Annotated in this window: 14 protein-coding genes, 10 tRNA genes and 1 pseudogene; 16 read left to right on the top strand and 9 right to left on the bottom strand. The window is 39.7% G+C overall.

Going from position 1 to position 19,882, the window contains the following annotated elements; translation table 11 throughout:
• Window positions 1-34: 34 nt before the first annotated feature.
• The 4 genes from HWV01_RS20295 to HWV01_RS20280 all read right to left on the bottom strand — a co-directional run bounded on the left by HWV01_RS20295 (window position 35) and on the right by HWV01_RS20280 (window position 4,245).
• Complete coding sequence (locus tag HWV01_RS20295; protein ID WP_211673230.1) at window positions 35-1,018, bottom strand: MDR family oxidoreductase; 984 nt, start codon at window positions 1,016-1,018, stop codon at window positions 35-37.
• A 119-nt stretch (window positions 1,019-1,137) separates the two neighbouring features.
• Window positions 1,138-1,773, bottom strand: coding sequence for a TetR/AcrR family transcriptional regulator (locus HWV01_RS20290; RefSeq protein ID WP_211673229.1), 636 nt, complete (start codon window positions 1,771-1,773; stop codon window positions 1,138-1,140).
• A 194-nt stretch (window positions 1,774-1,967) separates the two neighbouring features.
• A complete protein-coding gene (locus tag HWV01_RS20285; protein WP_211673228.1) occupies window positions 1,968-3,263 on the bottom strand; it encodes an outer membrane protein transport protein in 1,296 nt (431 codons plus the stop codon).
• Between the two features lie 634 nt (window positions 3,264-3,897).
• The gene (locus tag HWV01_RS20280) at window positions 3,898-4,245 is read right to left on the bottom strand and encodes a hypothetical protein (protein ID WP_211673227.1); all 348 of its coding nucleotides are present in this window, start codon (window positions 4,243-4,245) and stop codon (window positions 3,898-3,900) included.
• Window positions 4,246-4,562: 317 nt separating this feature from the next.
• Between HWV01_RS20280 and HWV01_RS20275 the strand changes: the two genes are divergently transcribed.
• On the top strand, window positions 4,563-5,858 hold the full coding sequence (locus HWV01_RS20275) for an NAD(P)/FAD-dependent oxidoreductase (RefSeq protein WP_211673226.1): 1,296 nt from the start codon (window positions 4,563-4,565) through the stop codon (window positions 5,856-5,858).
• A 135-nt stretch (window positions 5,859-5,993) separates the two neighbouring features.
• Here the strand turns inward: HWV01_RS20275 and epmB are convergent, their stop codons facing one another.
• A complete protein-coding gene (gene epmB / locus HWV01_RS20270; protein ID WP_211673225.1) occupies window positions 5,994-7,007 on the bottom strand; it encodes an EF-P beta-lysylation protein EpmB in 1,014 nt (337 codons plus the stop codon).
• 44 nt (window positions 7,008-7,051) lie between these two features.
• Between epmB and efp the strand changes: the two genes are divergently transcribed.
• Together efp and epmA are read left to right on the top strand one after the other, a co-directional pair.
• A complete protein-coding gene (gene efp, locus HWV01_RS20265) occupies window positions 7,052-7,618 on the top strand; it encodes an elongation factor P (RefSeq protein ID WP_211673224.1) in 567 nt (188 codons plus the stop codon).
• Between the two features lie 204 nt (window positions 7,619-7,822).
• Window positions 7,823-8,797 carry an elongation factor P--(R)-beta-lysine ligase gene (gene epmA / locus HWV01_RS20260; RefSeq protein ID WP_211673223.1) on the top strand — a complete coding sequence of 325 codons (975 nt, stop codon included), beginning with the start codon at window positions 7,823-7,825 and terminating at the stop codon, window positions 8,795-8,797.
• An 81-nt stretch (window positions 8,798-8,878) separates the two neighbouring features.
• Here epmA and mscM read toward each other — a convergent pair whose 3' ends face one another.
• The 4 genes and pseudogenes from mscM to rsgA form a co-directional block, all read right to left on the bottom strand.
• The gene (gene mscM, locus HWV01_RS20255; protein WP_211673222.1) at window positions 8,879-12,211 is read right to left on the bottom strand and encodes a miniconductance mechanosensitive channel MscM; all 3,333 of its coding nucleotides are present in this window, start codon (window positions 12,209-12,211) and stop codon (window positions 8,879-8,881) included.
• A gap of 71 nt (window positions 12,212-12,282) precedes the next feature.
• Window positions 12,283-13,140: pseudogene (locus tag HWV01_RS20250) on the bottom strand (DMT family transporter).
• A 220-nt stretch (window positions 13,141-13,360) separates the two neighbouring features.
• The gene (gene asd, locus HWV01_RS20245) at window positions 13,361-14,221 is read right to left on the bottom strand and encodes an archaetidylserine decarboxylase (protein ID WP_211673221.1); all 861 of its coding nucleotides are present in this window, start codon (window positions 14,219-14,221) and stop codon (window positions 13,361-13,363) included.
• 171 nt (window positions 14,222-14,392) lie between these two features.
• Window positions 14,393-15,433, bottom strand: coding sequence for a small ribosomal subunit biogenesis GTPase RsgA (rsgA, locus tag HWV01_RS20240; RefSeq protein WP_211673220.1), 1,041 nt, complete (start codon window positions 15,431-15,433; stop codon window positions 14,393-14,395).
• 129 nt (window positions 15,434-15,562) lie between these two features.
• On the opposite strand from rsgA, the gene orn reads away from it, so the two are divergent.
• The 13 genes from orn (at window position 15,563) to HWV01_RS20175 (ending at window position 19,862) form a co-directional block, all read left to right on the top strand.
• Window positions 15,563-16,129, top strand: coding sequence for an oligoribonuclease (gene orn, locus HWV01_RS20235; protein ID WP_211673219.1), 567 nt, complete (start codon window positions 15,563-15,565; stop codon window positions 16,127-16,129).
• Window positions 16,130-16,268: 139 nt separating this feature from the next.
• Window positions 16,269-16,344, top strand: a tRNA-Gly gene (locus HWV01_RS20230).
• Between the two features lie 33 nt (window positions 16,345-16,377).
• Window positions 16,378-16,453 (top strand) — tRNA-Gly (locus HWV01_RS20225).
• A gap of 72 nt (window positions 16,454-16,525) precedes the next feature.
• A tRNA-Gly gene (locus HWV01_RS20220) sits at window positions 16,526-16,601 on the top strand.
• Between the two features lie 58 nt (window positions 16,602-16,659).
• A tRNA-Gly gene (locus HWV01_RS20215) sits at window positions 16,660-16,735 on the top strand.
• Window positions 16,736-16,793: 58 nt separating this feature from the next.
• A tRNA-Gly gene (locus tag HWV01_RS20210) sits at window positions 16,794-16,869 on the top strand.
• Window positions 16,870-16,931: 62 nt separating this feature from the next.
• A tRNA-Gly gene (locus tag HWV01_RS20205) sits at window positions 16,932-17,007 on the top strand.
• Window positions 17,008-17,079: 72 nt separating this feature from the next.
• Window positions 17,080-17,155 (top strand) — tRNA-Gly (locus HWV01_RS20200).
• Window positions 17,156-17,217: 62 nt separating this feature from the next.
• Window positions 17,218-17,293 (top strand) — tRNA-Gly (locus HWV01_RS20195).
• 62 nt (window positions 17,294-17,355) lie between these two features.
• Window positions 17,356-17,431: transfer RNA gene (locus HWV01_RS20190), tRNA-Gly, on the top strand.
• Window positions 17,432-17,493: 62 nt separating this feature from the next.
• Window positions 17,494-17,569 (top strand) — tRNA-Gly (locus HWV01_RS20185).
• Between the two features lie 254 nt (window positions 17,570-17,823).
• Window positions 17,824-18,315, top strand: a complete 492-nt coding sequence (locus HWV01_RS20180) for a DUF4442 domain-containing protein (protein WP_211673218.1) — start codon at window positions 17,824-17,826, stop codon at window positions 18,313-18,315.
• 248 nt (window positions 18,316-18,563) lie between these two features.
• The gene (locus HWV01_RS20175) at window positions 18,564-19,862 is read left to right on the top strand and encodes a sodium:proton antiporter (protein WP_211673217.1); all 1,299 of its coding nucleotides are present in this window, start codon (window positions 18,564-18,566) and stop codon (window positions 19,860-19,862) included.
• Window positions 19,863-19,882: the final 20 nt, after the last annotated feature.

Here is a 19,882-nt window from a genome sequence, read left to right as displayed (position 1 = left end):
TCCTACTGCTATGCCATGTTGATTTAATGACAAATTATTGTTGTAAATTAACCATTACACGACCGCGCACTTTACCTGCCATTAGATCATGCGCTGTTGCTACAGCTTCATCTAAGCTGATCTCTGTGCCAATAGACGTAAAGTCATCGTCTGTTAATAAATCGGCTAAACGTGCCCATGCTTCTTCTCTGTCTGCAAGTGGACGCATAACACTGTCGATCCCCGCTAACGTAATACCACGTAAAATAAAGGGTGCTACGCTTGCAGGAAAATCCATGCCTTGTGCTAAACCACAGGCTGTCACCACTCCACCGTACTTAAGACCTGCACATACATTGGTAAGTGTATGGCTACCAACAGAATCAACCGCAGCTGCCCAACGTTCTTTAACCATTGGACGGCCTGGTTCTGACAGTGTATTACGATCGATGATCTCAGCTGCGCCTAATGCCTTTAGGTAATCGGCTTCTTCTGGACGACCGGTCGATGCAATAACGCGATAACCCAGTTTTGCTAATAAGGTAATAGCAAAGCTACCAACACCACCATTTGCGCCTGTTACTAAAACATCGCCTTTTTCGGGGGTAATACCGTGACGCTCTAACGCAATCACAGATAACATGGCTGTATAACCTGCTGTTCCGATCGCCATTGCTTGCTTTGCAGATAGTCCTGCAGGCAGTTTGATTAACCAATCGCTATTGAGACGGGCTTTTTCGGCAAGGCCACCCCAATGCTTTTCGCCCACGCCAAAACCATTCAGTAATACTTGATCACCAGCTTGGAATTTGTCGCTATCGCTTTGGGTGACAGTACCGACTAAATCGATACCCGGTACCATAGGGAAGCTGCGCACGACAGGACCTTTACCTGTGATTGCTAAACCGTCTTTAAAGTTAAGTGTGCTGTAAGCCACATCAATACTCACATCACCTTCAGGCAGTTTTGATTCATCAATTGATTGTACTGACGCTGTATATTGGTCGTTATTTTTTTCGATTAAGATACCTTTAAACATGGTCCACTCCTAATATAGACTGGTCGTCTATTTAAATATAAAAAATTTTATAACATTGAAATTGTATTGGAAATTAATGCCTTGATCGTTATTTTAGAATAAAGGCACATATGATTATTTTAGCTGGTGGCAATACTGGTAATAAACGTCGCGATATATAAATCCAACGGTTGCACTGACTGTACGAGTCGCGCACGCATTACCGCACCTTCCCAACCAATCCAGAAGTATTCAGCTTGCTGTACGCAATTGATGTTCTGCTTGATGTCGCCTTGTTGCTGGGCAGTTTCTAAACACGCTTGCATCTTGGTTTGCCAAACAGCAAAAATGTCTTGCAGCACTAAGCGATAGCTTTGCGGTAAAATAGCCACTTCTTGGCCTAAATTACCAACCAAACAACCACGTTTAAACTCAAATTTAACAATGCCTTGTTTGGCTTCATCTGCGAATTTAACAATGCGTTCTAGCGGTGCGATTGATTCATCAAGCAGGCATTTATCAAGTTTTGCTGCGAAGTAGCTGGCGTAGTTATCAATGATCGCCTGACCAAAATCTTCTTTACTTTTAAAGTAATAATAAAAAGATCCTTTTGGTACACCGACTTTTTTTAAGATGCCATCGATCCCTGCTGCTGCAAAGCCACTTTCCGTTAATACTTCGACACCACTGCGAATTAGCAGGGCACGGGTATCACTATTTTCACGAGTTACTTTGGGTGGCCGACCTCGACGAGGTTTGGGCTTATTACTTGTCATATTTTCCATTATTTAATTATAGACCGACCGTCTATTTAATTGCAATGCGTAGATATAAAAAAGATCCTTGAATAGGATCTTTATTGATTTTGATCAGAAAACAAAAAAGACAGCCGAAGCTGTCTTTTTAATGCAAAGTTGAACTGCTTAATGAAAAGCTGAACTACTTAATACAAAGATTAATTAAGCTTCAATTAGAAGCTGTAGTTCATTTGTGCTGAGTAGATCCACGCATCACCACTTGAAGTTAATGTTATTGTTGAAGCTGGGTCTGCTTCTGCTAAGCGTTCATCAAAGGTGATTTCTTTACCAGCAACCAATGCTGCTGCTAAGTCAAACGAAAGTGCTTTTGTCGCTTTATAAGTTAGACCAGCTGTATACCACTGGCGATCTGTATCTGGGATACTAAGCGTTGCTTCACCAGCTTGTTCATCAAATGCATAACCCGCACGTAATGTCACAGCTTCAGAAAGGTAGTACTCACCACCAATCGCGTAACGACTTGAGTCTTTATAGTCTTCTTTTTTCTCTAGACAAACGCCCTTACTGCCACCCGAAGCTGTTGAATCACAACCTGCACTTTCAGCAATAATATCACCAAAGTCAGACCATGTGCTGTACTGCCAGCTATATGAAACTGCGAATTTATCAGTTAGTTTATGGTAACCAGAAACTTCTAAAATGGAAGGTAGATTAATATCTAACGTGCCATCAACAGGTCTAGTTACACCCATTAAATGAGCATTACCCGCTGGTCCTCCTGTACCTGTGTACTCACCTTTTAATTCTGTTTTAACTTTTGATTTGTAGCTAATACCGAAACGGTTATTTTCATTGACTTCATATAGTGCACCAAGATTCCAGCCGTAGCCATAACCATCACCTTCCATCTTCGCTGCGTTTGTACTAGGTGGAATAGTTTTACCTCCTAAAGCACCAATATTTCTTTCTAATTCAGCTGTTGCATATACAACGCTTACACCTGCACCTAGGCTTAGTTGCTCATTTACACGATAAGAAATATTAGGGTTAAAGTTAACAGTCATAATGCTTGTCTTACCAGCTGCAGCACCAGCCATATAGTCATTAGAATATTCAGTACCAGTACCGTAATTTGAATAGATAGCTAAACCTGCAGCGAACTTATCGTTAATAGGCTGAATGTAATACATTGCTGGTACAATTTGTGAGGGTGCAATATCTTCAGCGTCAAAATATTCCTTAGGAAGTGGGCCTAAATTACTCTGTCCTTCAATATCAACATCTGGTGATACATAAGAAGCCACAACAGATAGTTGTGCTTTATCAAAAGTTGCCATCAACGCAGGGTTACGTGCAAGTGATGCTGCATTATCGCCGATTGCTGCTTCACCAGCGAATGCGCGGCCTAGGCCAGACGCTGAATGTTCACTAACCTGGAAACCAGCAGCCTGAACTTGGCTTGCTGCAAGTAATGCTGTAACTGCTAGAGCAACTTTATTAATTCTCATGTAAACCACCATATAAAATTAGAATTTATGAATGCGATATGTCTGTTCAAAAAAATGAACTTTTTAAATACCCTTAAAACGTGTACTGAAATCTAATTCTTTCGTATTAGATCGTAAAGGTATTTTATCAATCTTTATGACAGCTTGTTGGTTTATCTAATACTTTTTCAAGTTAACAATAATTTCACTTTACGTTACTTTACTTTACATTTAATGGTTAAGTTATTGTTATTAATGGTTAAGTGTGGAGTTGTTAGTCATTTTCAAATCATGAAAAAAAACACATCTGATCTGTTTGCAAATATTAAAATTATTACTATGTAATACTCCATATCGTAGAGCTAAGACTCTATAAAATAGCGTTTTTTTTGGTCGTTATAACAAAAAAGTATATATTTAGAGGTATTTATATTGTTTATTATTGATTTTTTTAACTCTATATTTTATTTATTGCATCTTTATTTGAAGATATCACTTGTTCTAGATAGGATTTTTAGCTTTTATTTGGCTGGTTTTATTGAGGTTAGTCTTTATGCTAGAGGTGGGGGAGTTTCAAGTAGAGGATAATTTTACTTTGTTTTACAGCGCTAAAAAGCGGCTGATGCCGCTTTTGGTTTTAGAGGATGTGATGTAGCTACTCTCCAATATTACTTGGTGTGCTTTTCTTCTCTTTTAATTGCTCAGAGAATTGACCAAGTACATTATGCATTTGCTGTAATTTACCTAGGAATGCAGCGATAGCTACGTCAAACCCTTCTTCATCTGTTTTTGGTAACGCTTGCTGATCTTCAACTAATTCTTCCATATAAGGTAAGAATCGGTTTGAATTCGCTTTGAAGCCACTGTCTGAAGCAAAGATAGCGCTAAACTTTCCTATTTTTCGTTTGCTTAATAACGTTAAAAATTCATCTGCCTCGATAGCTGGGTGGTAAAAGCTTTTTAGCTGTGCAGTTAGCTGTTCATGAAGTTCTTGATTTGTCATAGCGCCGGTATTCTTATCGATAAAAGGGTCGGTATTATATACCTAAGTCACTTCAAGATGCTATATCAGAGACTCGCTTGAATATAGGCATCTTAACTCGATTGGGTGTTATATTTTTCTGTTGATGAAGTTAGGTTATGCTAGTTAATTGATATTCTAAATATGATCTAGCTCAATTTAGCTAGATTTAGAACTGAAAATCATGCTTTAATACTCGGTCAACGGAATGATTTAGCAAGACTCACATCTGCTTAGTTGTATCAGTTAACTGCTGTGCTGACAGTTGTTAACTGATACATTTATGAGGACGTAATAAGATGAAAAAAATTCTTGTGATCGGAGGCGGTGCTGGTGGCCTTGAGCTTGCTACGCAACTGGGTCGTAAATTAGGTAAAAAAGGGAAAGCGAGCATTACGCTGGTGGACCGTAACAAAACCCATTTATGGAAACCGTTGTTACATGAAGTGGCGACTGGTTCACTTGATACCGGTATTGATGCGCTTAGTTATGCTGCACATGCGAAGAACCAAGGTTTTGATTTTCAATTAGGTAATTTTTCAGGTTTAGACCGTGACACGAAAACAGTCACAATTGCACCTTTATATAATGATAGTGATGAATTACTGATTGCTGAGCGTACCTTGCAATACGATTACTTAGTATTAGCTATTGGTAGTATGTGTAATGACTTTAATACTAAAGGTGTTAAAGAGAACTGTATTTTCTTAGACAGTCCTGATCAAGCACATCGTTTTCACAAAGCATTACTAAATCAATTTTTATTGCATGGCGCAAACAAAGCTAAAGATGCAAAAGTAAATATTGCAATTGTGGGTGCTGGTGCGACTGGTGTCGAGCTTTCTGCTGAGCTACACAATACCGCATCACAATTATCGGCTTATGGTTTTACTAATGTAAACCAAGAATCGTTAAATGTAACCTTAGTTGAAGCGGGTAAGAGTATTTTACCTGCATTACCGTCACGTATTTCCGCTGCAGCACATCATGAGCTAACTAAAATTGGTGTCGATGTACGTACCGAAACCATGGTGACGGAAGCGAATAGTGAAGGCTTGGTAACGAAAGATGGTGACACTATTCCTGCATCATTGATGGTATGGGCTGCAGGTATTAAAGCGCCTGATTTTATGAAAGACATTGCTGGGCTAGAAACGAATCGTATTAACCAGATTGTGGTTAAAGATAGTTTACAAGCAAGCCGTGATGATAGTATTTTTGTTATTGGTGATTTAGCCTCTTGTGCACAAGCTAATGGTTCATTTGTACCGCCGCGTGCCCAAGCTGCACATCAAATGGCAACTATTGCGTTTAAAAATATCATGACGTTAATACAAGGTGGCTCAACACTCAAACCTTTCGTTTATCATGACCATGGCTCATTAGTATCGTTAAGTAGCTTTAGTACTGTGGGTAGCCTGATGGGGAACCTAACTAAAGGTAGTATGATGGTTGAAGGTCGTATTGCGAGAATGGTGTATATTTCGTTGTACCGCATGCATCAAATTGCGTTGCACGGTTATGTTAAAACCGGACTGATGATGTTGGTTGGTAGTTTGAACCGGGTATTACGTCCAACGTTGAAACTGCATTAACCGCGACTAGGCTAAGGTTTAGAGAGTTAAAAGGAATGGCCTAGTGGTCATTCCTTTTTTGTTACCTCATATTTATTCGACAAGCTGTTTTTGACCGTATTCGTTAACCGGATTGGCTAAACTGTTTGTGTTAAGTTAAATAGAAATGGGTGTTTTGCTTTTCTCTCCACCGATCTCACGGACTAACTTGGGCACTAAAAAACCTGGTAAGCGTAATAACAGTTCATTCATCAATTCGATCGCTTTCTCTTCTGGCACATCAAAATGAGTAGCCCCTTCGACTTTATCGAGCAGATGTAAATAGTATGGCTGAATACGGTTATCAAAAAGGCGTTCGTGTAATTCCACTAAATCATCAGCATTGTCATTAATGTCCGCTAATAATACCGCTTGGTTATATAAACTGATACCGGCAGTGGTGAGTTTAGCTAACGCTGCGGGCAATTCAGCAGCTAATTCATTGGGGTGGTTAATGTGTAGTACTACACTGCAACGCAAATTAGATTTTTTTAGTAGCGTAACAAACTCATCGGTAACCCTGCTTGGCATCACCACGGGTAAACGCGTATGTATGCGTAGACGTTTAAGATGTGGGATCTGTTCTAATTGTTCAACTAGCCAACCAAGTTGCTCATCGTTTGCCATCAGTGGATCTCCACCACTAAAAATAACTTCGATGATCTCGGGTTTAGAGCGGATATAGTCTATTGCTTGTTGCCATTCGTGTTTGTTATTACTATTGTCTTGATAAGGAAAGTGACGGCGAAAACAATAGCGACAGTTGATCGCGCAACCGCCACGGACAATAAAGAGCACACGGTTAGTGTATTTGTGCAGTAACCCAGGAACGACAGATTCATGTTCATCAAGCGGATCTTTAATGAATCCGGCCTTTTGGATGAACTCTTGCTGTTTGGGCATTACTTGCAAAAATAGCGGGTCTTTTGGGTTACCTTTTTCCATACGATTTACAAACGATTGCGGTACGCGCATAGGGAATAACTGCCTTGCCGCAAAATCTGATTGGAAAGATACCTCGGGAAGTTCTAGTATAAAAAGTAGCTTTCTGGGATCTGAAATGGCACTTGCTAAGTCTTTTTTCCAATTTTCCTGCATCTTTGCTCCATTTCGGGTTATCATTTGCGGCATTATTGAACTCTAATTATTGAAATCTATTTTTTCATGAGGATAACATGGCAACATACAAAACCAGTGACTTTAAAGGCGGCTTAAAATTCATGCTTGATAATGAGCCTTGCTCTATCATCGAACATGATCATGTAAAACCAGGCAAAGGCCAAGCATTTCACCGTGTTAAAGTTCGTCGTTTAATTTCTGGTAAAATTTTAGAAAAAACATTTAAGTCTGGTGAAACGGTTGAAGCAGCAGACGTAATGGAATCAGAATTAGCGTATCTATATAACGATGGTGAATACTTCCATTTTATGAACAATGACTCGTTTGAGCAAGTTGAAGCTGACGCAAAAGCGGTTGGTGATACAGCTAAATGGCTTGTTGAACAAGATATCTGCGTTATTACTACGTGGAACGATAACCCAATTGCTGTTACACCACCAAACTTTGTTGAATTGGAAGTAACAGAAACAGATCCTGGCCTAAAAGGCGATACACAGGGTACGGGTGGTAAACCTGCAACATTAACTACAGGTGCCGTTGTGCGTGTTCCTTTATTCATCCAAATCGGTGAAGTAGTGAAAGTTGATACACGTACTGGCGAATATGTTGGCCGTGTAAAATAAGTTGATTTTACGCTAACCTAATTAGCGTTTATGAACGATAAAATGCCAGTCTTTGACTGGCATTTTAGTTTTTGGCAAACCAGTAAATAATGATTTAGATACATAGCGTTATAATATTAATTAAAGTAAGTCGGCCGTTTTTAATTAGTGTTATGCAGATGATAAATAGCTTTAACGTTTTAGGTAATGACAACCGGAGTAAATATGAGTGACGTAAATTGGCAACCGAGTGCAAGTTTTACTGCCCTGCGTGCGAGAGCGAAAGTATTAAATACTATCCGTGAGTTTTTTGCGCAACGAGATGTGTTAGAAGTTGATACACCAGCGATGAGTCAAGCCGCTGTTACCGATGTACATTTAGATGCATTTAGCACGGTATTTGTTGGTCCTGGTTACAGCCAAGGTCTGACCTTATATTTGCAAACATCACCTGAATTTCACATGAAGAGATTGCTAGCAGCAGGCAGTGGTTGTATCTATCAAATAAGTAAATCGTTTCGTAATGAAGAAGCTGGCCGTCACCATAATCCCGAATTCAGCATGCTAGAGTGGTATCGCATTGATTTTGACCATTTTCAATTGATGGATGAAATGTCTGAGCTACTAACCCTAGTATTAGGTTCTGGTAAAGAGCAGCGCTTCACTTATCAAAATGCATTTAAGCAATTCTTACAGTTAGATCCGTTAACCGCGTCGATGGATGAATTACGTCAAGCGGCAAAACCGTACGGGGTTTATGACGTGTTAGAGAATGAACCTGATCGAGATACTATCTTACAGTTATTATTCTATGTGGGCGTAGAGAGCCAAATTGGCCAGGATGTACCGTGTTTTATTTATGACTTCCCTGCATCGCAGGCGGCATTGGCCCGTATTAGCCCACAAGACACTCGTGTAGCAGAGCGCTTTGAAGTGTATTTTAAAGGAATTGAGCTTGCGAATGGATTCCATGAGTTAGCGGATGCAAAAGAACAGTTATCGCGTTTTACTGCAGACAATAGCAAGCGTAAAACGATGGATTTACCAGAGCAGCCTATCGACCATTATTTAATTGATGCACTCACCGCTGGTTTTCCTGACTGCGCAGGCGTCGCATTAGGTATTGATAGGTTGGTGATGTTAGCGACAGATGCTAATAGCCTTAATGACGTAATCGCTTTTCCAACACCGCGCGCATAATTTGTGTTTAAAAGCTGAAAGGGTGAGTTGTTCTATTGTTTGAATTTAAGAAACATTCACTCTTTCAACTGTAGATTAAGCCTATCTTAAGCTACCTTTTTTCATACTCATTACATGGCCGCTATCACTTACTTTTATGCCATGTTTTACATTCAGGTCCAATTGTTGTAGCGCGATGCGAATATTATGCTCTTTAAACACTTGATTGATACGGGTATTAAGTGCGTGCGTCATCGTTAAACGATGGCCCATTTCGGCGACATAACAACGTACTTCAAAGCATAATGAATGTTGGCCAAACTCAATAAAGAATACTTCTGGCCCTGGATTTTCAAGACTTAAGCTATTTTCTTCGGCACAATCTAATAGCAGTTTGGTGACCAGCTCAATATCCGAATTAAATTCCACCCTGATATGAATGATCACACGGGTAATAGAATCGGACAGTGACCAGTTAATAAATTGTTCAGTAATAAAGGCTTTATTCGGTACGATAATTTCCTTTCTATCCCAATCGACAATCGTTGTTGCTCGGGTCTGAATTTTACTGATACTGCCGGTTAATTCACGGATTGTGACGGTATCACCAATACGGATCGGTTTTTCAAATAAGATAATCAGACCGGATACGAAGTTGGCAAAAATTTCTTGTAAACCAAACCCCAAACCGACGGTTAATGCTGCCACTAACCATTGTGTTTTTGCCCAATCGACACCTAAAAAGTTAAAACCGACGACAAAACCAATTGAGATCGTCATATATTTGGCTAACGTGGTGATCGCAAAACCTGTACCTGGGCTAAGATCTAGATGTTGCAAAATAAGCAGTTCTAGCGCACCCGATAAATTACGTACCAATACCAGCGTTAGTACAAAAATAGTGATGGCTAATAGGCAGCTCTTTAAGGTAATCGGATCGATATATTCAACCCCATTTAGGGTATTGGCTGCGTCCCAAAGCGTGATGGTATCAAGGAAGGTAAAGGCACTTTGAATTTCAGACCAAAATAGTGCATTTAGTGCGATGAATAATAAAGTTAACAAAGTACGTAATAAGCCGAGTGATTGTGCACTGATTTGATCCAGATCGATCTCGGGTTCTTCGATATCAAAATGGCTTTCTTGACTGGTATTTTGCTCACCCTTTTCAACTTCTTTCGCACGTTGAGCAATAATATCGATACGTTTGGCTTTAGCTCGCTCAAAGGCCAGGCGACGTTTTTGTAAGTGCATACCGCGGCGGATCAAATAATAAGTGAGTAAGAAGAACACCCCCATTAATAAGGATGACTCCATCTGCTTTAGCAATACTTGCGCCGTATAGAGGTAGCCCATGAGTGCGATGATGGCTGACGCGATTGGTGCCATGATAAAGACAGTCCAAATAGAGTGGTGGACAATGTGCGGTTTGCCATTATTTTTTTTCTTATACGTTAGCGGTAATTTTTCGCGATATAAGCGGTAGTAGAACTGCGTTAATGCACAGCAAGTAATGATAAAGGCAAGACGACCTAGCGATCCATCATAGGCTTGTTCTGGATACTGGTAACAAAGCACTTGGATGATGTAAGAAGGCCAAGAAATAAAAAATAGTACCTGATAATAACCCCAAATTTTGACTATTAGTGCTTTATCTATTTTAAGGTGAATTTGCAGTAAGCCCTTATGGCGAGTGAGGTTGCGCATAAACAGGTATATCACTAACAAAAATAGCGAGTCTTGTAATGCGTGGCCGATATTGACTGCAAAGGGGAATTCCCATGCGCTAATGAGCAGCTCTGTAATAATAAACAGTGAAAGTGGCAAGAGCAGCGCATCGGCGAATGAATACGCGAGATTCCGTAAGGTATAAGAAAACTTATCCCTTGTTACTTTACCAACCTTTGGATATATTTCGGCTATATGTTTGGTAAAATATTTATTCAGAGGAGCGTGTAAATAAATGAGACCGAGAATGAATAACAGCGCCAAACTTAACGTTGCTAAAGGTACAGAGAGTATGGCTTGTGGGATCGTGATACTGTTATCGATCGAGGCGATCCAAAGCATACTGGCCAAAAGTTCTGAAATTGTTTGAGTATTTATGAATGGAGAGCTCGGTACCCAGAATAAATGCTCATCAGCTTGCTGTTTAATTTGCACTAATGTGCTATTCATCTTGCTGTAACTGACTTTTAATTTCGTTTGCTCGTAGATGTGGTTATCTGAACTTGAAATAAGTTGGCTGAGTAACAGGCGACGTAATTCAATAAATCGTAATAAACTTTCATGTTCTACAGGCGTGAGTGCTTTTGTTGTTAGCGGTAGACTGTCTAATTGTGTCAGCATTTTTTTATAGCGAAAGCGTGCTAGGCGGCTTTCAACAATTTCATTTTCGAGTTTTTTTAGTGGTGGCTCACTCGGTAAGCTACTTACTTGAGCCCGTAAGTTTTCACCAAACGCAGAGCTGATTTTTAACCATTCTACTTGCTCATTAAAATTAGTGAGTGTTGTAGTGAGTGCATCTACTTGCTGTGTTACTGCTTGCTGTTTACGTTGAATAATTTCATTTTTAGCCGAAACGGTTGCAAGTTCTTTAGATAGCTCTTGATTTATTTCGAGTTGCAGCTGCAAAAATGGAGAACTGATCTGTGACGAGTCATTGATTTGTTTGCTACGCGCAATTGCGTCTTCGGTTTCTTTACGTAATATACTGTTACGTATATCTGTCAGAGTCGATAAGTACTTACTTACATCTTTTTGCTTCAGCCGAATCAAACGACGATTGAGCTGTGCTAATTCACTGCGATTACTGGCACTGAGTTGTTCAAGCTCTAACATCTGAATTTGCGTTGATAGCGATGACTCTTTGATTTGTAGTGAAATGCGTAGTGCTTCTTGCTCACTATTTAAATTGCTGGAACCTGTACTAATAAGCTTATCAGATTCTTTTTGCGTATTGGTTAATTTTCTACGTAAGTGCTCGATATCAGTCTGAAATGAACTGATCCTAATTCCGATGGTAGTGAGTTCGCTACTACGCGTCTGCTGTTGTTGTTTTAAATCGGTAAGATTGGAATTTTGTTTGGCAATTTCTTGTTCGACTTTATTTAATGACCAGTCGCTTGGATCGGTAAATGTTGCGGGTATATGGTCTGCAATTCGAGCTTTTAATGTTTGTGATGTCACTGGAAAGTCATCAATGATTTTTTGATAACTAACGGCTGTTTGACGGGCATTGGTATCTTCGGTGAGATCTTTTAAGGCTTGTTGATAGTATTTGAGCTGTAATTTAACCGAAGGTGTAGGCTCTAGTTCTTCAAGCTGAGATATGGTGTTGTTAAGCTGTGCCTCACCATAACTAAGTTGTGCATAAACTGGAGTAATAAATAATGAAAATAGAATAAGTAAAATTACATAATTTTTAGTCATCATAATATTTCATAAGCACAATTAATAATGTCATTTAATCTCGGTTTATCCGTTTTTACACTATATTAATTGGCCTATTTCTTTCCTGCATTCCATGTTTCAAAGAGGGCGGCTGAGACTACTAATACTCCTCCCGTGATGGTTGCAGCATTGGGAATTTCACCTAAAAAAGGGATCGCGAGCAAACTACCGTAAAGCGGTTGCAAACAGGAGATAAGGCCAACTGTTTTTGCTTTAAGGTAACGTAATGCTGTCACTAGCAGTGTGTGTGGCATTGCTGTGAAGCAAACTCCTAACACAACTAATCACGTCCAACTGTCATTATTTATATCCGCTAAGTCTACACTCAAAAATGGTGAAAGCATACATGCGGTTAATAATGTTTGATAAAACATTGTGTGAGGGCCACTGTAATGCGATAGCTTACGCTTGTAGAGAATATTTCTTAAAGTAAACAGAAATGCAGAGCTAATACCACTAATAATACCGAGTGTTACATCGTTCTCTAAAGACAGTTCTGGGACTAATAAGCTGATCCCGATTAATACAATCAATGCTGATATAATATCGCGACCTTGTATTTTCTCTTGATTAAACAAGGGCTCTAAAAATACTGTCATTACAGGATAAGTGTAGAAGGCAATAAGGCCTATCGCAATGGTCGACAATTGCATGCCTAAAAAGAATGTTACCCAGTGGGTGCCTACTAGTGCGGCTAATACTACTGCCCAGCCATAATCACTTAACTTATTTAATCGCAATGGTTGCTTGGTTATTTTTAATAATAAACACAGCACAGTGCTGGCAATAACGCAGCGAATAATAGTGATATCAAGTGCACTTAATGGAATTAGCTTAGAAAATAATGTGGTGCCGCCAAGTAATAGCGTTGCTGAGTGTAGAGCCCAAAGCCCTCGTTTACCTTGTTCCATTAAATGCTTACATCCTTGTAATGGTTCGCCAAATCAATTGGCTGTATTCATATTGATTGAGTGATCATAACCTTTGTATAGTAATAATGGCATTGTTGTGGCTATTAATAATATTGAATATACAGGATTAGGTTGGTTATTACGGGGGGGGAATGTTACTCATTAAAACTATTACGTTTATAATGAGTAACATTATCCTAGCTATTAGGCTTAGGTTATCTTATTTGCTCTTGATACGGGCAAATGCTTCACCCATTACTGTTGCTGTTGTTGGTTGTAGTTCATCAACAAATTCAACGGCATCTTTGGCAAATACTGCAACGATCGTTGAGCCGAGTTTAAAACGACCCATTTCTTCGCCTTTTTCGATAACAATTGGCGCTTGATTTTCATATGTCCAACGTACGATCTCTTTATTCTTTGATGGTGCGATGGTGCCGTGCCAAATGGTTTCAATTGAGGCTACGATCGTTGCGCCAACTAATACCATTGCAAATGGACCCACCTCGGTATCAAAGATAGCGATAGCACGTTCGTTACGTGCAAATAAATTTGGTACATTTTGTGCTGTGAGTGGATTAACTGAAAACAGATCGCCCGGTGCAAAAATCATTTCTTTTAACGTACCCTTAATTGGCATATGGATACGATGGTAATCACGCGGCGATAAATATACCGTGGCAAAATCACCATCTTCGAATTTGTTTGCAAGTTGACGATCGCCACCAAGTAGTTCGCACAAACTGTAATCATGGCCTTTAGCTTGAACAATACGACCTTGTGTAATTGGACCTGCTTGGCTTACAGCGCCATCAACAGGCTGACATAACATGTTATCGTCAGTATTGATTGGACGTACGCCTTCTTTAAGTTCACGGGTAAAGAACTCGTTGAATGTTTGGAAGTGTGCTGGATCTGAGTGTTTTGCTTCATCCATGTTTACATTGTAACGCTTGATAAACCAGCTGATCACATTTGTTGTTACTTTACCGTGAGCACCATTGGCAAATAAACCAATAAGACGAGATAACCCGTGTTGAGGAAAGCAGTATTGGGCAATAACTTTAAGCTTGTCTAGCACCTTAGAGCCTCTTAAATAATTGAATAAGTTAGAATTAACGCTATTGTAACAAGTTTGGATATTGTTGTCATAAATAGCGTCATGCGTTTAATAAGATAATGGTTACCTTGCGATGTAGACGAGCAAGATAACCAATCGTCATTTTTAGTTATATAACTAATTGTATACGAATTATTTTCGCACTGGGATATGGCGAGTAGGGCGATTATCTAACATTGTTTCTAAAATGCGGAGATAATTATCAAAGCGCACTTTTTTGATTTTGCCTTTTGCTACGGCTTCTTGCAGTGCACAGCCGGGATCATTCTTGTGTTTACAATCACGGAAGCGACATTCACCTAAGACGTCTCTAAACTCGATAAAACCGTTAGCGATCTCTTCAGGTTTCATGTGCCATAGCGAGAATTCACGTACCCCAGGTGAGTCAATAAGATCACCACCTGATGGGAAATGATATAAACGTGCAGTGGTTGTGGTGTGGGTACCAAGACCTGATTTTTCAGATACATCACCCACATCGACATTTAATTCGGGCATGAGGGCATTAACCAGTGATGATTTCCCCACGCCTGATTGACCCACAAAGATAGTGGTATTATCTTTCAGTAGATCTTGTAATTCACCTAACCCCTTACCTTCGATAGATGATACTTGCCATACTTCGTAGCCAATATCACGGTAAGTTTGTAGTTGCTGGTTAATCGCGAATAATTCATTGGTGCTTAATAAATCGATCTTATTTAATAAGATTACTGGGCGAATTTTTACATCTTCGGCAGCAACAATATAACGGTCGATAATATTGGTTGAGAATTCTGGTACTACAGAAGATACGATCACAATCTGATCAATATTGGCTGCGATAGGTTTAATACCGTCATAAAAATCGGGACGGGTTAATACGGTTCTGCGTTCGTGTACAGCTTCAATAATGCCAGAAATACCTTGTAGCTGTTCATTACCTAAGCGCCAAACGACACGGTCACCTGTTACTAAGCTCGCAATAGAACGACGTAGATTACAGCGGTGAATAACACCATTCTCATCTTCTACATCAGCATGTTGACCAAAGCGGCTAATTACCACACCTTCTTGCTTTTGCCCGAGAAGAGCATCATCCCATTCTCGTGTATCTTGCTTTTCTAAACGTTTAGTCTGGTTGCTACGTACGCGACGTATTTGACCTTGGGTTAAATGTTTCTTTTTAGCCACGGGTAATTTAATTCCTGAGTTGTAACAAGCGTATTGTAGTACAGCTGTTGCTGAACATCGCATTTCGAGGTCGATTGAGTATAATAACCTTAAATATACGATTAAACGACAACTATTAGGATCCCCTCTATGCAACTTGCCGACAAAGCAGCGCAATTTAATGAAAATAATTTAGTTTGGATTGACCTAGAAATGACAGGGCTTGATCCAGAAAAATGTCTGATCATTGAGATTGCTACTATCGTCACTGATAGTGAATTAAATATTCTTGCAGAAGGACCTGTACTCGCTATTCATCAAGATAAAGCGGAACTTGATAAGATGGATGAGTGGTGTACAACTCACCATACTAATTCAGGTCTTGTTGAACGTGTATTAGCAAGTAAAGTCACTGAAAAAGAGGCTGTTGAGCAAACATTAGCATTCTTATATCAGTGGGTACCGGCGGGTAAATCACCATTATGTGGTAACAGCATTGGCCAAGACCGTCGTTTCTTAGTGAAATATATGACGGGCTTAAATGATTACTTCCATTACCGTAATGTGGATGTAAGTACGATTAAAGAATTAGGTCGTCGTTGGTGCCCTGAGATTGTATCGAGTTTCCATAAGGAAGGTTTGCATTTAGCATTGGATGATATTCGTGAATCAATCGGTGAATTACAGCATTATCGTCAACATATGTTTAAAATTTAAGCAGTGAAACGACTGGTTGGATAAATTTACGACCTCATAGTCGAAACATTCGGCAATATCAGGTTTTTTTATAATAAAGCTTTGGTCTACGCTTGCAAAAACCAGTCGGTTCTATATAATTCGGCACCTAAGATGAGATGCGGTACTAGCTCAGTTGGTAGAGCGCAACCTTGCCAAGGTTGAGGTCAAGAGTTCGAGCCTCTTGTACCGCTCCAATCTTTTCTTAGAATACCAAATAGAATACCGAAGCGGTACTAGCTCAGTTGGTAGAGCGCAACCTTGCCAAGGTTGAGGTCAAGAGTTCGAGCCTCTTGTACCGCTCCAAATTCAGATTTGTTTGAATGTTAATTCACTCGAATAAATCGAATAGTTACTGAAACTTTAAATCAGACAGATGCGGTACTAGCTCAGTTGGTAGAGCGCAACCTTGCCAAGGTTGAGGTCAAGAGTTCGAGCCTCTTGTACCGCTCCAATTTTCTTATCACACCAATGATGAGGAAATAAGTTGAGAAACTATAAATCAAAATGAAGCGGTACTAGCTCAGTTGGTAGAGCGCAACCTTGCCAAGGTTGAGGTCAAGAGTTCGAGCCTCTTGTACCGCTCCAATTTTCTTGTCACACCAATGATGAGGAAATAAGTTGAGAAACTATAAATCAAAATGAAGCGGTACTAGCTCAGTTGGTAGAGCGCAACCTTGCCAAGGTTGAGGTCAAGAGTTCGAGCCTCTTGTACCGCTCCAATCTCTCTTTTCATACGAATGATTAGACAGATACAGTTCCTGAAACTTTAAATCAGACCGAAGCGGTACTAGCTCAGTTGGTAGAGCGCAACCTTGCCAAGGTTGAGGTCAAGAGTTCGAGCCTCTTGTACCGCTCCAAATTCAGATTTATTTGAATGTTCATTCACTCGAGTAAATCGAATAGTTACTGAAACTTTAAATCAGACAGATGCGGTACTAGCTCAGTTGGTAGAGCGCAACCTTGCCAAGGTTGAGGTCAAGAGTTCGAGCCTCTTGTACCGCTCCAATCTCTCTTTTCACACCAATGATTAGACAGATACAGTTCCTGAAACTTTAAATCAGACCGAAGCGGTACTAGCTCAGTTGGTAGAGCGCAACCTTGCCAAGGTTGAGGTCAAGAGTTCGAGCCTCTTGTACCGCTCCAATCTCTCTTTTCATACGAATGATTAGACAGATACAGTTCCTGAAACTTTAAATCAGACCGAAGCGGTACTAGCTCAGTTGGTAGAGCGCAACCTTGCCAAGGTTGAGGTCAAGAGTTCGAGCCTCTTGTACCGCTCCAATCTCTCTTTTCATACGAATGATTAGACAGATACAGTTCCTGAAACTTTAAATCAGACCGAAGCGGTACTAGCTCAGTTGGTAGAGCGCAACCTTGCCAAGGTTGAGGTCAAGAGTTCGAGCCTCTTGTACCGCTCCAATTTCTTTTCTTTATATATCCCCTTATACTATCTTCCTTTATTTTACTTCTTAGTTCATTTATTTTAAAATCTACAAATCTACAAATCTACAAATCTACAAATCTACAAATCTACAAATCTATCGCTGCTAATTTTATTCTATGTCATTTAGACCAATTGCACTTATGAATTAAATGTTATAGTTGTCGGTCACTTAGTGCAGAAATTTAACTAAGCATTCGTTCTGAAACCAATGATAATGTCGAGGATTGACATGAAAGCCGATAATAAACTCAGTAAAATCGTTAAAAAAGTAACGTTACTTCCAAAATCTTGCCACGCGCCTGCGTTGTCGTTGGTCTTTGGGAAAGTAATTAAATTTGCTGGTACGTCAAAAGTACGTGTCGAAAAATTAGACTTTTCTGGTTCTAAACTTAGCTTGAAGAACCGTAAGCGCGTTCAGAATCATATTGGTGGTGTTCATGCCGCTGCAATGGCGTTACTTGGCGAGTCCGCGACGGGTTTTTTAATTGGTATGCATGTACCTGACAATCGTATTCCATTATTAAAAAATATGAATATTGATTATGTTCGTCGTGCTGCGGGTGATCTTACTGCGGTGGCAACATTAAGTGATGAGCAAATAAATTATATTCGTGAAACAGAGAAAGGTGATATCTCGGTACCTGTTGTTATCACGGACAGTGAAGGTAATGAGCCGATCAATGCTGAATTTATTTGGGCTTGGGTACCGAAAAGACGTTAACTTGTCATCATTCTTCTTTGTTATTGTTAGCTATCGCTATTTTATTACTATTTATTATATAAAATAATTTATGGGTTAATTTAACTATATAATTATAGGTACTTTTTTAGACCGGAAGCTCTATTCTTTGTTGTTGCTGCTTATATTGCTGAAAGAACTTGATTTTTACCCTTAACAAGAACATTGTGTAGCTCGTAAAAACAATCTTCAGTCAATCTTATCAAATTTACTTCCATTAGAGGTGTAGCATGTCGGTGTACGGTACCTTATGTTTTCTCGCAGCAATTGCCATTTTCATTGCATTTATTAATAGCAAAATTGGTAAAATGCAAACAACAATTGCGATAACAGCGGGATCAATAATACTGTCTTTAGGTATTGTGATTGCAGGCCAAAGCGGCTGGTTTCATTTAGAGGCAATCGCAACAGAGCAATTAAATAGTATCAACTTCGAAAGCTTCTTATTAAAAGGTATCCTAGGTTTCCTATTGTTTGCTGGCGGTTTAGGCATTAAATTGGCAAACATGAAAGATCAGAAATGGGAAATTACAGTCTTAGCGCTTGTTGCCACTTTATTCTCAACGGGCTTTGTTGGTGGGGTGTTATGGGGGTTTTGTCAGTTAGTTGGGATCCCATTGGACTTCATTTACTGTCTACTTTTTGGTGCGCTAATTTCTCCTACGGATCCGATTGCTGTTCTGGCGATTGTTAAGAACCTGGACGCTCCACAGCGTATTTCAACGCAAATCGAAGGTGAGTCATTATTTAATGATGGTTTTGGTTTAGTGATCTTCATGACGCTATTTACGGTGGCATTTGGCTCTGAAGCGCCAACAGTAAGCAGTGTGACTCAACTATTCTTGCATGAAGCGATTGGTGGCATTATTTATGGACTTGTGCTTGGTTTAGTATTCCATTATTTAATTAGTTCAACGAATGATCACTCAATGGAATTATTACTGACCATTGCTATCCCTACTGCAGGTTATGTATTTGCAGATGTGATCGATGTTTCTGGTCCGTTGGCGATGGTTGTTGCCGGTATTATGATTGGTAACTGGACGCGTCAAAAAGGCTTTTCGCCAGAAAGTGAATATCATTTGGATCACTTTTGGGAGTTGGTAGATGAATTCTTAAATGGCATTCTATTCTTGCTGATTGGTATGGCTATGTTGTTGTTTAGCTTCCATAAAGAAGATTGGATCTTGATGGTTTTTGCTATTCCATTAGTATTGTTAGCACGTTATTTGAGTGTTAAATTCTCTTATTTATTTTTCAATCGATTCCGTAGTTACAACCCATTATCCGTTAAGATCCTGACGTGGGGAGGCTTACGTGGTGGCTTGGCATTAGCGATGGCGCTGGCGATTCCTGCTGGTGTGTTTGTTATTCCAGAGAAAAATATCGATGTACGAGAAATTATTCTGGTGATGACTTACTCGGTTGTAGTGTTCTCGATTTTGGTGCAAGGCTCAAGCATTACTGGCTTGATCCATAAAGCTAAAGCGTGGGAAGCAGAGCAGCTTGTTAAGAAAGCGGATAAATAATTGTTAACCCTTTTGTAAGC

Source organism: Moritella sp. 5 (assembly GCF_018219455.1).
In the GTDB taxonomy this organism is placed as follows: domain Bacteria; phylum Pseudomonadota; class Gammaproteobacteria; order Enterobacterales; family Moritellaceae; genus Moritella.
Note: the sequence above shows the minus strand (reverse complement) of the source record. Positions and strands in the feature narration are given on the sequence as shown.

What these genes read in the sequence shown, in the direction of transcription:
- HWV01_RS20175 (WP_211673217.1), top strand. Translation starts at nt 18,564, where the DNA reads ATGTCGGTGTACGGTACCTTATGTTTTCTCGCAGCAATTGCCATTTTC.
- HWV01_RS20280 (WP_211673227.1), bottom strand. Translation starts at nt 4,245, where the DNA reads ATGACAAATCAAGAACTTCATGAACAGCTAACTGCACAGCTAAAAAGC.
- HWV01_RS20180 (WP_211673218.1), top strand. Translation starts at nt 17,824, where the DNA reads ATGAAAGCCGATAATAAACTCAGTAAAATCGTTAAAAAAGTAACGTTA.
- HWV01_RS20275 (WP_211673226.1), top strand. Translation starts at nt 4,563, where the DNA reads ATGAAAAAAATTCTTGTGATCGGAGGCGGTGCTGGTGGCCTTGAGCTT.
- HWV01_RS20290 (WP_211673229.1), bottom strand. Translation starts at nt 1,773, where the DNA reads ATGACAAGTAATAAGCCCAAACCTCGTCGAGGTCGGCCACCCAAAGTA.
- HWV01_RS20295 (WP_211673230.1), bottom strand. Translation starts at nt 1,018, where the DNA reads ATGTTTAAAGGTATCTTAATCGAAAAAAATAACGACCAATATACAGCG.
- epmB (WP_211673225.1), bottom strand. Translation starts at nt 7,007, where the DNA reads ATGCCGCAAATGATAACCCGAAATGGAGCAAAGATGCAGGAAAATTGG.
- orn (WP_211673219.1), top strand. Translation starts at nt 15,563, where the DNA reads ATGCAACTTGCCGACAAAGCAGCGCAATTTAATGAAAATAATTTAGTT.
- efp (WP_211673224.1), top strand. Translation starts at nt 7,052, where the DNA reads ATGGCAACATACAAAACCAGTGACTTTAAAGGCGGCTTAAAATTCATG.
- HWV01_RS20285 (WP_211673228.1), bottom strand. Translation starts at nt 3,263, where the DNA reads ATGAGAATTAATAAAGTTGCTCTAGCAGTTACAGCATTACTTGCAGCA.
- mscM (WP_211673222.1), bottom strand. Translation starts at nt 12,211, where the DNA reads ATGATGACTAAAAATTATGTAATTTTACTTATTCTATTTTCATTATTT.
- epmA (WP_211673223.1), top strand. Translation starts at nt 7,823, where the DNA reads ATGAGTGACGTAAATTGGCAACCGAGTGCAAGTTTTACTGCCCTGCGT.